Annotated in this window: 8 protein-coding genes; 7 read left to right on the forward strand and 1 reads right to left on the reverse strand. The window is 39.7% G+C overall.

The features are described 5' to 3' along the window. The first annotated feature begins 10 nt into the window (after positions 1-10). From WD048_15710 to WD048_15740, 7 genes are all read left to right on the forward strand, one after another. The gene (locus tag WD048_15710; GenBank protein ID MEX0813664.1) at positions 11-1,171 is read left to right on the forward strand and encodes an FtsW/RodA/SpoVE family cell cycle protein; all 1,161 of its coding nucleotides are present in this window, start codon (positions 11-13) and stop codon (positions 1,169-1,171) included. Beyond that, positions 1,158-2,261, forward strand: coding sequence for an undecaprenyldiphospho-muramoylpentapeptide beta-N-acetylglucosaminyltransferase (murG, locus tag WD048_15715; GenBank protein ID MEX0813665.1), 1,104 nt, complete (start codon positions 1,158-1,160; stop codon positions 2,259-2,261). The genes WD048_15710 and murG overlap by 14 nt, the downstream gene beginning before the upstream one ends. Further along, positions 2,258-3,625 carry a UDP-N-acetylmuramate--L-alanine ligase gene (murC, locus tag WD048_15720; protein MEX0813666.1) on the forward strand — a complete coding sequence of 456 codons (1,368 nt, stop codon included), beginning with the start codon at positions 2,258-2,260 and terminating at the stop codon, positions 3,623-3,625. The genes murG and murC overlap by 4 nt, the downstream gene beginning before the upstream one ends. After that, entirely contained in the window at positions 3,622-4,395 is a 774-nt protein-coding gene (locus tag WD048_15725; protein MEX0813667.1) for a hypothetical protein, read from the forward strand. The genes murC and WD048_15725 overlap by 4 nt, the downstream gene beginning before the upstream one ends. A 4-nt stretch (positions 4,396-4,399) precedes the next feature. Beyond that, on the forward strand, positions 4,400-5,725 hold the full coding sequence (gene ftsA / locus WD048_15730; GenBank protein MEX0813668.1) for a cell division protein FtsA: 1,326 nt from the start codon (positions 4,400-4,402) through the stop codon (positions 5,723-5,725). A gap of 12 nt (positions 5,726-5,737) precedes the next feature. After that, positions 5,738-7,471 carry a cell division protein FtsZ gene (gene ftsZ, locus WD048_15735; protein ID MEX0813669.1) on the forward strand — a complete coding sequence of 578 codons (1,734 nt, stop codon included), beginning with the start codon at positions 5,738-5,740 and terminating at the stop codon, positions 7,469-7,471. Positions 7,472-7,868: 397 nt separating this feature from the next. Then, the gene (locus tag WD048_15740) at positions 7,869-10,979 is read left to right on the forward strand and encodes a DUF4397 domain-containing protein (protein MEX0813670.1); all 3,111 of its coding nucleotides are present in this window, start codon (positions 7,869-7,871) and stop codon (positions 10,977-10,979) included. A 474-nt stretch (positions 10,980-11,453) separates the two neighbouring features. Here the strand turns inward: WD048_15740 and WD048_15745 are convergent, their stop codons facing one another. Next, complete coding sequence (locus tag WD048_15745; protein MEX0813671.1) at positions 11,454-14,468, reverse strand: T9SS type A sorting domain-containing protein; 3,015 nt, start codon at positions 14,466-14,468, stop codon at positions 11,454-11,456. Position 14,469: the final 1 nt, after the last annotated feature.

Below are 14,469 nucleotides of genomic sequence, written 5' to 3' on the forward strand. Positions count from 1 at the left end.
TCAAAACAATATGAATCGAGTACTTGAACATATCAAAGGCGACCGCGTGATCTGGGGGATTGCATTTTTGCTTTCCTTCTTTTCCATGCTTGCGGTGTACAGTTCCACGGGAACGCTAGCTTATAAATATCAGGCGGGAAATACCGAGTACTACCTTATAAAACACAGCAGTATTCTTTTTCTGGGTTTGTCTTTGATGTATGTGGCACATAAAATTCATTACAGGTATTATTCAAGAATTTCCTTGTTCCTGCTCATTTTATCAGTGCCGCTTTTGTTGATTACATTATTGATAGGTACCAACCTGAATGAAGCCCAGCGCTGGATAACACTGCCAATTATCAATCTCTCTTTTCAGACTTCTGATTTGGCAAAAATGGCCTTGATCATGTTTTTGGCCAGAACTCTGTCTAAAAGGCAGGATATGATCAAGGATTTCGGAAATGGCTTTGTGCCCCTGGTAATCCCGGTATTTATTGTATGTGCGCTCATTGCCCCGGCTGATTTATCAACCGCAGTAATACTGTTTATCACCTCGCTGATTTTGATGTTTATGGGCAGAGTTGCAATCAAACATTTAGCATTATTGATAGGTAGTGTTGTACTCGTTGCTGCACTTGCAGTTTCGCTATTGTTTAGTTTGCCCGCTGAAGTGTTGGCTAAAACAGGTAGAGCAGCCACCTGGAAAAGCCGCCTGGTGTCTTTCAGTGATAAAGAAGCTGCGGTGCCCTACCAGGTTCAACAAGCAAAAATAGCCATAGCAAAAGGTGGAATTTTTGGAGAAGGCCCGGGAAAAAGCGGCCAGCGGAATTTTTTACCACATCCTTATTCCGATTTTATTTACGCCATTGTTTTGGAAGAATACGGTTTTATAGGCGGCATGATCGTGCTGTGTTTATACATCATACTGCTGTTTCGAACCATTCAAATTGTAATAAACAGTCCCGGAGCTTTTGGTGCATTGCTGGCATTGGGGCTGATGTTTAACCTGGTTATCCAGGCATTGACGAATATGGCAGTAGCTGTGAATTTATTGCCCGTAACCGGCCTCACCCTGCCATTTATAAGCATGGGAGGTACTTCCCTGTTTTTCACGAGTATTTCGCTGGGCGTGGTATTGAGTGTAAGTAGAAATATTGAATTGACAAATAATAAAAATGTTGGAAAGTAGAGCTTTGAAAATATTGATAAGTGGAGGCGGAACCGGAGGTCACGTGTTTCCGGCAATAGCTATTGCCAAGATGTTGCAATCTGTAAACCCGGATACGCATATTGAGTTTGTGGGCGCTTCAGACCGAATGGAGATGCAGAAAGTGCCCGAGGCCGGTTATAAAATTCACGGCCTTTGGATCAGCGGTTTTCAAAGAGGTGCATTGCTCAAAAATTTGCTTCTGCCATTCAAGATTATTTATAGTTTGCTAAAAGCAGCTTCAATAATCAGCAATTTCAAACCCGATGTAGTGGTGGGTGTGGGCGGATTCGCCAGTGCGCCTACTTTGTATATGGCACACAGAAAAGGTATTTCAACACTGGTTCAGGAGCAGAATTCATTTGCCGGAATCACCAATAAAATCATGGCAAAAAGAGCCGATAAATTTTGTGTGGCTTATGATGGAATGGAGCGGTTTTTTCCAAAAGATAAAATTATTAAAACAGGCAATCCTGTTCGCCAGGATATAATTGACAAAAGCATTTCCAGGGAAGAAGCACTGGAGTTTTTTGGCTTGTCGCCCGATAAAAAATGCATTCTGGTAGTAGGCGGAAGCCTGGGCGCCAAAACAATTAATGAGAGCTTTCAAAAAGGAGTGGAAATACTCGATTTTGAAAAACATCAATTGATTTGGCAAACGGGTAAATTTTATTACAATAAACTGGAAGAGGAAGTGAGGCCGCGAACCGGTCTTGTATTGCTCGATTTTCTAAAACGCATGGATATGGCTTATGCCGCAGCAGATGTAATTGTATCAAGAGCAGGTGCCCTGGCTATTTCTGAATTAAGCCTGGTGCAAAAGCCCTGCATTTTAGTGCCTTCGCCCAATGTTGCAGAAGATCATCAGACCAAGAATGCAAAAGCACTGGTTGAAAAAGAAGCGGCCATTATGGTAAAAGATGCAAATGCAAGAGATATGCTCGTAGAGTTTGTAATCAGTTTGCTGGAAAACGAGGATTTGCAGAAAAAATTAAATGAAAATATAAAGCAGTTTGCGCTGCCCAACTCTACAAAAGATATCACAAAAGAAATCATTGAATTGGCGAAATGAACTGGAAGGAAATACATAGCATCTATTTTGTAGGTATCGGGGGCATCGGTATGAGTGCCCTTGCGCGCTATTTTCTTTCCCATGGAAAAATAGTAGCGGGCTATGATTTAACGGCTACTGAACTCACTACTGCATTGCAAAAAGAAGGCATTGAAATACATTTTGAAGACAATGCTGATTTGCTGCCCAATCAAATAGATTTGGTGATTTACACTCCTGCCATTCCTTCTTCCTCAATATTAATGAAAGCCTTGAAAGAAAAAGGTTTGCCCATTTTCAAGCGCGCGCAGATTTTGGGAGAATTGAGCAAGGATAAATTTACGATTGCAGTAGCCGGTTCGCATGGAAAAACAAGCGTATCTGCCATGTTGCTGCATTTGTTGAAATCCGCTGATATAGACTGCGCTGCACTTTTGGGTGGCATTGCTTTGAATTATCAATCCAATTATGTGGGTGGTACTTCTGATATTTTGGTGGTAGAGGCAGATGAGTACGACCGCTCATTTTTACAATTGCACCCTGATATGGCCATCATTACCTCCATCGATACCGATCATTTGGATGTGTATGGATCCAGGGAAAATATTGTGGCAGTTTTTAAGGAATTCGCAGAAAGAATATCCAAAACGGGCACATTGATTCAGCACAAAAACGATGTTGCTTTATCGGGTTTTGAAAACAGCATTTCTTATGCCTTTTCAAACGAAAATGGGGCACAGGTGTCCAATATTGAAAGCAGTAAAGGCAACTTGGTTTTTGACCTCCATTTGAATAAAATCAAAGTGGAAAATTGCTGCCTGGAAGCAGGTGCTTTGCACAATATAGAAAACATGTTGGCAGCAGCATTGGTAGCCGAAAAGCTGGGTGCAGATGCCTCACAAATAAGAAATGGAATAGCTAGCTACAAGGGTGTGAAAAGAAGGTTTGAGCTGATTTACCAAGACGAATCCATCACCTATATTGATGACTATGCGCACCATCCAAAAGAAATAGAAACACTCATTAAGGCGGTAAGAAAATTGTATCCCGAGGAAAAGATCACGGTATTTTTTCAGCCGCATTTATATTCCAGGACTAAGGATTTGGCATTCGATTTTGCCCAATCACTTTCGCTGGCCGATGTACAGTTTTTATTGCCCATTTATCCTGCAAGGGAAAAAGCTATTCCGGGTGTTAGCTCAGCATTAATAGCCGAAAATATGCACCGTAAAAACTGTCAAATGATTGGTATCAGTGAGATAGAAGCTGCTTTGCAAGATTGTGGGCAGGGAGTGGTTTTGTCGGTAGGAGCAGGGGATATCGACAAGCAAGTACCGGTGATCAAAGAATATTTGCAAACTCAAAAACTTTTAGAAAAAAGATGAGTTTCCTGAAAAAAAATAGCATTCAGTTTGCTTTGTGGGCATTGCTCGGAATTTGTGCTGTGGTATTGCTTGGGGCAGCCATTAGCACACATCGCAGCTCAACGGTAAATGACCTGAAGATCAATATTGACTACGATAGCGGACTGTTTTTTATAAAAGAAAATGAGATACAGAATAAGATCAATGCATTAATGGAAGATTCACTGCAAAATATCACTTTGCGTGAATTGCCTGTAGCTGAAATAGAAGCAGTACTTGAAGAAAATCCATTTATAAAAAATGCAGAAGTCTATTCCAATATTGCCGGAAACCTTATTGTCAAAGTGCAGCAGCGCAATCCCGTACTTCGGGTTATCAACAAACAAGGTGTTAGCTTTTATATAGATGATAATGCTCAAACGATGCCTTTATCACCTAATTTTACTGCAAGGGTGCCTGTGGCAACGGGAAATATTGATCTGAAAATCGAGCAAAACGACACTTTGCAGCAGATGAAGCAAAAGCAATTGTTTGATTTGATCGCTTTTATTCGCTCAGAGCCCTTTTGGAATGCACAAACAGAACAGATATATGTGAATGAAAACAATGATTTTGAACTGATTCCCAAATTGGAAGACCATGTTTTCCTTTTGGGCAGTACAGAAAATTTAGAAGCCAAATTCAGACGTATGAATATATTCTATAAAGAAGTGCTCAAAAATCAGAAATCTGATCAGTTTAAAATCATCAATGTAAAATTCAACAATCAAATCATCTGTTCAAAAAATTAGAATTATGGAAAAGGAAAAAATCATAGTAGGAATTGACATTGGCACCACAAAGATTTGTGTAATAGTGGGCCGTATCAATGAGTTTGAAAAAGTTGAAATTCTCGCACTGGGAAAAACCGATTCGCTTGGCGTAAGCCGGGGAGTAGTGGCCAATATCAACAAAACGGTTACTGCTATAGAAAGGGCATTGGATATTGCCGAGGCAAAACTCAACGACAATGAATTCGAGATCAATGAAGTCTATGTAGGAATTGCCGGACAACATATCAGCAGCCGTCAAAACAGAGGCATCCTCACCCGTAAAGACACAGATTCAGAGATCAGCGAATCGGATATCGGAAAGTTGATAGACGATATGTACCGACTGATGTTGGACCCCGGGGAACGTATTATCCATGTATTGCCGCAGGAATTTCTCGTGGACAACGAGCCCGGAATTAAAGACCCGATAGGAATGCCCGGTGTACGTCTGGAAGCCAATTTTCATATCATTACCGGACAGGTTGCTGCTGCAAAAGACATTCACCGCTGTGTGGAAAAAGCCGGTTTGAAAGTTAAAGACCTTGTCCTCGAACCATTGGCTTCAGCAGATGCTGTGCTCAGCGATGAAGAAAAAGAGGCAGGAGTAGCACTGGTTGATATTGGTGGTGGAACAACGGACATTGCCATTTTCCAGGACAATATCATTCGCCATACCGCAGTGATTCCGGCAGGTGGAAATATCATTACCCAGGATATTAAAGAAGGCCTGCACATCCTCGAAAAATATGCCGAGCGGCTTAAGGTTGAATACGGATCGGCTATTCCCCTTCGTGAAATGGAGCAGGAAGTAGTGACTATCCCAAGTCTCAGGAATCGTCCTCCCAAAGAAATTTCATTGTACAGCCTGGCCCAGATTATCAGGGAAAGAGTAATCGATATTATCGACCAGGTATATTATGAAATCAATACATCGGGTTATCAAAAGCGATTGCTCGGGGGAATTGTGTTGACAGGTGGAGGTGCTCAATTGCGTCACCTGGCACAGTTGGTAGAACTCAGAACCGGTATTGATGCACGTATTGGCTGCCCGAGCGAGCATGTCAACAAATCTGTAGTGGAAGATATTTGCCACCCGATGTTTGCAACAGGTGTTGGACTTATTATTCATGGCTATAATGCCGAAAAAGACCGCAAGCGCAAATTGGAAGGCGTGGAAGTTGAACACACTGCACAGGCACCACAAACTACATTTACCGTTAAGGGCAGTCAGACCAGGAACTGGTGGAAAACATTGACCAACAAGGTTAAGGACTTTTTAGAAGAAGATGTGGACGATTTTAAATCATAAAAAGGAGGAATCATGGAATTCGAAAATCAGGGAAAAAAAGAACATTCAAAAGAAAATAAAAAAGAAGTAGTTATGGAATTTGATCTACCAAAAGAACAATCTTCTATCATTAAAGTGATAGGAGTGGGAGGTGGCGGCTCAAATGCGGTCAATCACATGTTTGAAAAAGGCATTCACGGAGTAAATTTTGTGATTTGCAATACAGATGCGCAGGCATTGGAAATGAGTGCTGTGCCCAATAAAATTCAATTGGGTCCCGAATGTACAGAAGGGCTTGGAGCAGGTTCTGATCCCACAGTGGGGCGCATGGCTACAGAAGAATCTTTGCAGGAAGTGAAGCATATTTTGGAGAAAAACACCAAAATGGTATTTGTAACTGCCGGAATGGGTGGTGGAACAGGTACTGGTGGAGCACCGGTAGTAGCTAAGCTTGCGAAGGATATGGGTTTACTTACAGTGGCAATTGTAACAAACCCGTTCTTTTTTGAAGGCTCCAGAAAAATTCGCCAGGCCAAAAAAGGAATAGAAGAACTGCAGCAAAATGTCGATAGCATTATCATTATTTCCAATGATAAGATCAGGGATATTTATGGCAACTTATCGCAAGATGATGCCTTTGGAAGAGTAGATGATATCGTGTCAATTGCTGCGAAAAGCATTTCTGAAATCATAACGCTTTCAGGAACAATCAATGTGGATTTTGCCGATGTGCAATATGTAATGAAAAACAGCGGAACAGCCATTATGGGCTCTTGCCAGGCCGAAGGGGAAAACCGTGCCCTTGAAGCCATTAAAGGCGCACTTGAATCGCCACTGCTCGATGAAAACAATATTAAAGGCGCAGAGAAAATCCTGCTCAATATCACATCTGGTACGCGACAGGTACTTGTAGATGAAATTCATGAAATCAATAATTATATACTGGAACATACAGAAAGCGATGCCGAAGTCATTTTTGGCACTGCTAAGGATGAAGAGCTGGGAGAAGGCATTAGTGTCACAGTAATTGCCACAGGTTTTAGTAAAGACAAAGGCATAGACTTTAGCGACAATGGAAAGGATCAAAAGAAGGTGTACACTTTGGGAGAACAAAGAGAAAACAAAGCTTCTGAGCCTTTTGAAAATCCCAAAAAGAATGAAACTGAATTTAATCCCGGAGCCGCTCAAGATGCATTGAGACAGAATAAAGACCGCAATAAGGATTCTGATATTAAAAGACACAGCCTTTTTGATCAGCAAGATCAGGTGAATGAACCTTCAAAAGAGGACGATGCTTTTTCAATGCAATTTGATTTTGATGAAAAACAGGAAGAAAAATCTGAGACAAGATCGGGCAAAAAAGATGAGAATTTAAAAAATGAAAATCCTGATGAAGAGAAAAAGCAAATTCAGGACGATTTTAATGATCGGCCATCAGAAAATAATGACGATGATTTTTTTGTAATTAAAAAGAAGGAGAACCCTGTTTCATCCGGGGAATCAGAAGAGCAACAAGCAAGTGATGATAAAATGAGAGACATTGAGCAAATGCGCGAAATGAAAAATCTGCGCAAGCATTACAATGATCCTAAAAAACTCAGGGAAATGGAAAGCACCCCTGCCTGGATGCGTAAAAATGTGCAATTGCACAATGCGCCAAGCTCACAGGATCCTCAAATATCCCGTTATAATTTGTTGGACAATGACGATGAAGGCCGTCCTGAGATCAGGCGAAACAACAGGTATTTGCACGATAAGGCAGACTAATTCTTTGACCTGTTTTTGAGCTTACAACAGTTGTGTCAGACTCGTAGGAGGCTAAACCCGAATTATTCATTAGAAATCTCACTATCTTCTGGCATTTTGAGCAGTCAAGAATTTCCAAACTCAGGTTAATTATGAATATGGTAGCGACCTTATTAAGGCGAATATTTAATGTTTTACCTGTGTATGTTTTGGGTTAAATTTTTGAAAAGACAAATAGTAGTTGTCAGCGTTATAAGTAATCTATCAAACTCCCAACATACTTTCTACTTATTGTAATGCCGATAATAAATTTAATAATCCTTAACTTTGCTTGTGTTTTGCTCTAAGAAAAGGAGGGGACACAAACATTTACAAAGGTAATTTTAAATACAATTATATAATAAAACAACATTTTTCCATGAAAAAATTAAGTTTAACAATAGTCATCACTTTATTAACGGTGGTAGGTTTGAGGGCACAAACAGCTTTTTTGCAAGCTATTCACAATGCAGCTGATCCATCTGTTGATACAGTTGATGTTTATGTGAATGGATCACTATTGATTGATAATTTTGCATTTAGAAATGCAACTGCATTTGCACCTGTACCGGCAGGAGTACAAATTCAAATAGAAATTGCGCCAGATACAAGTACAAGCAATGCAAGTGCTATAGATACATTTAGTGTCGGGCCATTAGTGGAAGATAGTAGCTATGTTTTAATTGCAAATGGTGTAGTTGATACAACAGCATTTGATCAAAACCCTGATGCTCAAAGTATTTCGCTCGATCTTTACCTTTCACTTGCCAGACAACTGGGCCAAAATGGAAGTGGGAATGTTGATTTTTTAGGTTTTCATGGAGTTACTGATGGAGAGGCTGTAGATGTTGAAATTCGTGGTTCAGGTACTTTAATTGATAATTTATTATACGGGGATTTTCAAGGCTATTCCACATTAGCTGAAGATTATTATATTTTGGATGTTAAAGATTCTACAGGCTCAAATGTTATAGGTTCATTTGTTGCCGACCTGAATGGAATTGGTGGAAATGCTGCTGTGGTTTTTGCTTCTGGTTTTTTGAATGCCTCTCAAGGTGAAGCCTTTGGTTTATTTGCCGCTTTTCCCAATGGTGATGTAGTTGAATTGCCCGAGGTTGGAAATGCTCGAGTTCAGGTGATCCATAATTCCGCAGATCCACTTACGGATACTGTAGATATTTATTTAAATGGAGGCCTAATATTAGATGACTTTGCTTTTAGAGAGGCCTCTCCTTTTATTGATGTTGAAGCAGATGTTCCGGTAGAAATTGTGGTGGCAGAGTCTAATGGGTCTTCAATTGACACATTTAATCTTGGTATCTTAACAGATGGAGAAGCTTATATATTAACAGCAAATGGAGTTTTAGCACCTGGTGTTTTTGACCCTAATCCTGATGGATTAAACATATCGTTTGATTTATACACTTATACACCGGCAAGAGAGCTTGGGCAAAATGGAAGTGGAAATGTTGATTTATTGGCTTTTCATGGAGCTACTGATGCTCAGGCCATAGATATAGATGCACGTGGTGTGGGAACTTTATTTGATAATATGCTATATGGCGAATATCAAGGATACATCTCTGTACCAGAAGATTTCTATGTACTTGATGTTAAAGACTCAACAGGTACAATTACCTTAGGTTCTTTCATTGCTAATTTGAATGTGTTTGGAGGCAGGTCAGCCGTTATTTTTGCGTCAGGATTTGTAGATGCATCGCAAGGTCAATCTTTTGGTTTATTTGCTGCTTTTTCTAATGGAAATGTAGTAAAACTGCCCACGGTAGGAACTGCCAGGGTTCAGATGATTCACAATGCTGCAGATCCTTTTGCTTCCACTGTAGATGTTTATGTAAATGGATCACTTTTTATTGACAATTTTGAATTTAGAGAAGCCACTCCATATACAGACATGGATGCGGGCATTCCTGTAGAGGTTATTCTTGCTCCGTCAAACAGCACATCGGCAGCAGATGGATTTGATACCCTGGATTTAGGTTTTTTGACAGATGAAGAAAGTTATGTTGTTACAGTTAGTGGGGTTGCTAACCCAGGTTCATTTGACCCTAACCCCGATGGATTTGATATAGCTTTGGATTTATACTCCTTCTCTCCCGCAAGAGAGACCGGTCAAAGTAGCTCTTATATTGATGTTTTAACTTTTCATGGTGTTACAGATGCTCCACATGTTGATATTGATCTTAGAAATATTGATAACCTCACTGATGACATTAGATATGGAGAGTATGTGAATTACGATTCTGTTCCAGAAGGCTTTTATGTAGTGGATGTTAAAGACTCTTCAGGAATTAATATTTTAGGCTCTTTTATAGCTGATTTCAATGGATTAAACGGAAATTCAATTGTATTGTTTGCTTCTGGATTTATGGATGTTTCACAAGGTGAAGAACTCGGTTTATCTGCTGCATTTCCAGGTGGAAATGTAGTTGAGTTAGTTCCTGTTGATAATTTCAGGGCTCAAATCATTCACAATGCTGCCGATACTTCTATCAACTTTGCCGATATATACATAGTTGAAAAATCTACTGGAATGAATAATAATTATATGTTGCTTGATAATTTTCGTTTCAGGAATGCTACACCATTCCACTACATTCCTGCGGACTTGCCTTTTGACATAGTATTTGCTGATTCAAGTAGTACAAGCATAGCTGATTCAGTAGCTGAATTTAATTTTCCTGGCGGATTGATGGCAGACAGCGTATATACCATTATAGCAAATGGAGTAATAAATACTTCAGATTACACGCCCAATCCTGATGGGGCATCCATTTCATTTGATTTATTCATCAAAGAGCAGGCTAGAATTAAAGCACAACCTTCTTCAATGGTTAATGTCAATGCATTTCATGGAGTTACTGATGGGGCTACTATTGATATTGATTTTAGAGATAGCAGTGGAGTAGAAATAGATGATTTGACCTATGGCAATTTCTCGAATGGATATCTGAATTTTAATCCTGAAAAGGTTCAATTCGATGTAACTGATGAAACGGGAAATACAGTCATTCAAGCTTATGACCTACCATTATCATTATCAGAGGGTGATGTTGTAACAATTTTTGCAAGTGGTTTTATAGATAGTACGCAGGGATACAGATTTGGGTTATACGCAACCTTTCCCGAAGCTCTGGGTGATGAATACTATGTAATCCCGCTTCCCAAAATTGGCGCAGATGATGGTACTTTTATTGATGAAAAAATCATTTTCAATAATCTAAATATATATCCTAATCCAACTTCTGATTTCTTAAAGATTGATTATAACATAAAAGAAAGTTCTGAGCTTAATATCAGGATAGTTGATATCAATGGTAAAGTTTTATTTGATAAAGACTTAGGTAAAGTTTCAGAAGGGGATAATAATCAAGTATTTAATGTGTCAGAACTATCCGCAGGTACTTATTTCGTTCAATTTATTCAAAACCAACAAAGCTTTACTGTTAGACCTGTAATCGTAAAAAATTAATAGTTGGTTGATAGGCTGGTAATGAATATTTGATCAAGAGTAGAAAACAGTCATTCCGATCCACCGATATCACTGATTTTCAGGACTGCACAAAGCCCTGCCTTTGTCAAAATGCAGGTTGTTAAGCGTAGCCGAAACGGCTAAGTGCACGTTCCAATGTACCCTGTCACAGTTCCACTTGTCCGACTCGCAGCCTGCCCGAAATGAAAATTTCATTCAGGCGGGCAGTCAGGGATTGTCCAGGTGGACAAACAGCTCGAATTCGAACATTTTGAAGCAGGCACCCTAGGGCTATCGTTGGGCAAAACTTGGAGGGGGATTTGCAATCCAACGAATAAAGTATTGACGTGATGGTATAAGGTAAAATAGAATTGGATTTGTACAGTGGAAGCTGCTGTATATAAATAAAAACCCAAAGCATATTGGCTTCGGGTTTTTGTTTTAGGTATTATACATGGACTTCTATTTTAGCAATTATTTAGCTATCATAAATTTATCATTGAGTGCTTGCTTGCCATCTGAAACAGAAAGGATGTAATATCCGCTGCTCAATGTACTTACATCAACTCTGTGTTTGATATTAAGTTGATTGCTGTTGAGCCTTTCCTGCATCATCACTTTGCCGCTGATATCTATTACGCTGAGTACTGCATTTTTGTCAAATTTGTTATTCATGATTTCAACAGTAAGGTTGTTGTTTGCAGGGTTTGGGTAGAATTTTAGCTCACTAGATTTTTCATTTGCAATATTGATAGGTTCTTCTACTGAAACATTCAAGTTTTTATAAGGATCAATATCACAACCGGAAGGAGTAAGCGATGTAGTTCTGAAAATACCTCTTCCATAAGAACCTGCATAGATCACATTACAACCTTTTTCATAAAGCTTGTTTTGGAAAAGTTTAAATACCGGGGTTCTGTAAATGCCATTGTTTTCTTCAGTCCAGCTTGCTCCTGCGTCATCTGAGGTGAATATTCCAAGGTCAGTGGCAAGAATGATATTATCTGAATTGCCGGCATCAATCACTGCATCATAAACAGGAGCAGGTGTTAAATCGTTGGTAATATCAGTGAAACTAAAATTTGTAGTACTTCCTGATGAGCGATAGACATAGGAATTTTGATTGTAACCAGGAAAAGTTACAACTACTTGTCCTGTAGAGGTGAAATTTGGATCGACACCTATGCCACTTATATATCTTGAAGGAAGACCGTTATCAATAAGTTCTCTTGTAATGCCTTTATAACTTTCAAGGTTTACACTGTTCCAGTTCCAATCATCAATATTGTTTTCAGGATAATCAGGAACCAGGCGAATGGTTTTATCAATAACAGGTACTGTAGTATCTTTTCCATTGAAATTAATCTGTGCTAAGCGTTCAACAAGAAGAGTCTCAAACTTGTATTTTTGAGAGAACCCTTCCACCTTATAGAGATCCCCACTACGTGTACCTGCAAAAATCACACCTTCGGGTGTACTTTCAATAGCTGTAACCGTTCCATTGGTTCTGATTTCAAACCATCTTGGTTGAATACTGAATTCAATTGCTTCGGGTGTAAAAAATAAACGACCATTGGCTCCAATAAAGAAAATGGATTTTTTCTCTGAAACCGTAACAAAAGTATCAACCCATGGTGTTGAGGGATTGTCAATTTCAAAATTCACATCTTCAATGTTGTCTTCCCATAAATGTCCCATTGCAATAAATTCTGTGCCAACATCAGGTTGTCCATCGGGGGTTGGATCACTTGTGTTATTATTGTTAACAGCATCTACTTTTTCATCATAAAAACCACCAAATGATTCTCCCCCATTAGAGGATCTTCTCAATTGACCAAACTGGCTCTGGCCAAACATGGCATTTCTGTTGATTTCAGAAATGGCACTGTAACCGCCATCGCCAAAGCCGGGAAGGTCATTACTTGTGGCGGTACTGTTTCTTTGTCCATCTATTAATTGGACACCATTGTCTTGTGTGCCACCAATGCTTCTGCCCAGATCATCGGCCTGAACAGTATAAAATTGTGTAGTATGGCATAATTTATTGGCATCTTCGAAAGTGGGAAATTGATTGCTTGCATTTTTGGTTTTAAAAGTTCCTCCATCAGATATTATAAATACCAGATCAGGATTGTTAGGATGTGGATGTATGCCATGCATATCCGCATGGATGTAGTAGGGGGAAGTGCCGCCACCAAAAGAAGATGCGATTAAATTCCAGCCCCCTGCTTGTCCGGCATAGAATTCTACCTGACCACCGATAAAAACCCGCTCTTTGTCCTGAGGGCTAACTGCAATACACATATCGTAAAACCCCTGGCTCCCTAATGGATTAAAAGTTTCGCTATTTTCAGGAGAAATAGTCTCCCAGGTAAGTCCTGCATCTGTTGATTTATAAATACCCCGTAAGGCACTACTCCCATTAGAAATTAATGCATAAACATAATTTGGATCTGTGGGCGATACGGCAAACTCAATACGTTCAACACCAAATTCAGGAAATCCACCCTGTCCAGACATCAGATCAAATTCAGTGCCATTTACAGAACGAAAATATCTTCTATTTTGACAAAGAAAAACCACTCCATTTGAGTTAACTGCAACTTCTAAAGCTTCCCTGTTTTCATGTGTGGAACTTATTGTTGGAGTATTCCATGTTTGGCCGCCATCATTGGAGATTTGAAGCCCTCCACCCAGACTGGCAGTATTTCTGGCTCCTGTAGCTGTAGTTGCATATATCTTGTTAGAATTGCTGGGGTCTATAGCAATTTCTGTTACATAAGACCAGGTATCATTATCATCATTGGGGTTGGGAATTGTACTTGGAAGCACCTCGAAAGTCTCCCCCCCGTCAGTTGATTTGTATATTCCTCCACCTAAATGACCACTGGCATTACCCGTAGTAAACACAAAATATTCGCCTGTACCAAAATAAATATCTCCATTAGGCGCTTGTTGGATACTTGAAATTCCAAGAAAATCCCATTCACTGGTTTGGGGGTGGGGGTACCATGATTCTCCGAGGTCTTCTGAAACAAACATGCCGCCCGTTACGCCACCGGTATATAGTTTATTGGGGTTGTCTTTATCAATTAAAAAGCCACGGTTTCTTCCCGCGATATTATTCGGTCCGAGTAATTCCCATTCCAATCCAAGAGCTGCTGCTTTTTTGGCTGTACTGTTGTTTTTGTTGTTCAGTGCTACCCTTGCCCTATAATAATCCATTGGGTTGTATTCACCATCCGGATTGGAACGGAGCATATTCAAGTATTTAGCAGCGTGTTTGATTCCACGCTCATCCTTATTGTTTTTCTTGGGGCGGGTCCAATTAACTTCATTGGCTACTTCACCGGCAGGGGTATTGTATTTATTGATAATGAAGCCTTGGTCATTGATTGCCAAAGTGTCTTTGTCATTATCCTGTAAAAAATAAAATGAGGCTGCAAGCAATGCGCCTATTACTGCGGTAAGAATTAAAACTTTTTTCATA

It is taken from the genome of Chitinophagales bacterium, assembly GCA_040877935.1.
GTDB lineage: Bacteria > Bacteroidota > Bacteroidia > Chitinophagales > CAIOSU01 > JBBDNB01.

Coding starts and splice junctions, on each gene's coding strand:
- ftsA (MEX0813668.1), top strand. CDS start 4,400: ATGGAAAAGGAAAAAATCATAGTAGGAATTGACATTGGCACCACAAAG.
- murC (MEX0813666.1), top strand. CDS start 2,258: ATGAACTGGAAGGAAATACATAGCATCTATTTTGTAGGTATCGGGGGC.
- WD048_15725 (MEX0813667.1), top strand. CDS start 3,622: ATGAGTTTCCTGAAAAAAAATAGCATTCAGTTTGCTTTGTGGGCATTG.
- murG (MEX0813665.1), top strand. CDS start 1,158: ATGTTGGAAAGTAGAGCTTTGAAAATATTGATAAGTGGAGGCGGAACC.
- WD048_15710 (MEX0813664.1), top strand. CDS start 11: ATGAATCGAGTACTTGAACATATCAAAGGCGACCGCGTGATCTGGGGG.
- ftsZ (MEX0813669.1), top strand. CDS start 5,738: ATGGAATTCGAAAATCAGGGAAAAAAAGAACATTCAAAAGAAAATAAA.
- WD048_15745 (MEX0813671.1), bottom strand. CDS start 14,468: ATGAAAAAAGTTTTAATTCTTACCGCAGTAATAGGCGCATTGCTTGCA.
- WD048_15740 (MEX0813670.1), top strand. CDS start 7,869: ATGAAAAAATTAAGTTTAACAATAGTCATCACTTTATTAACGGTGGTA.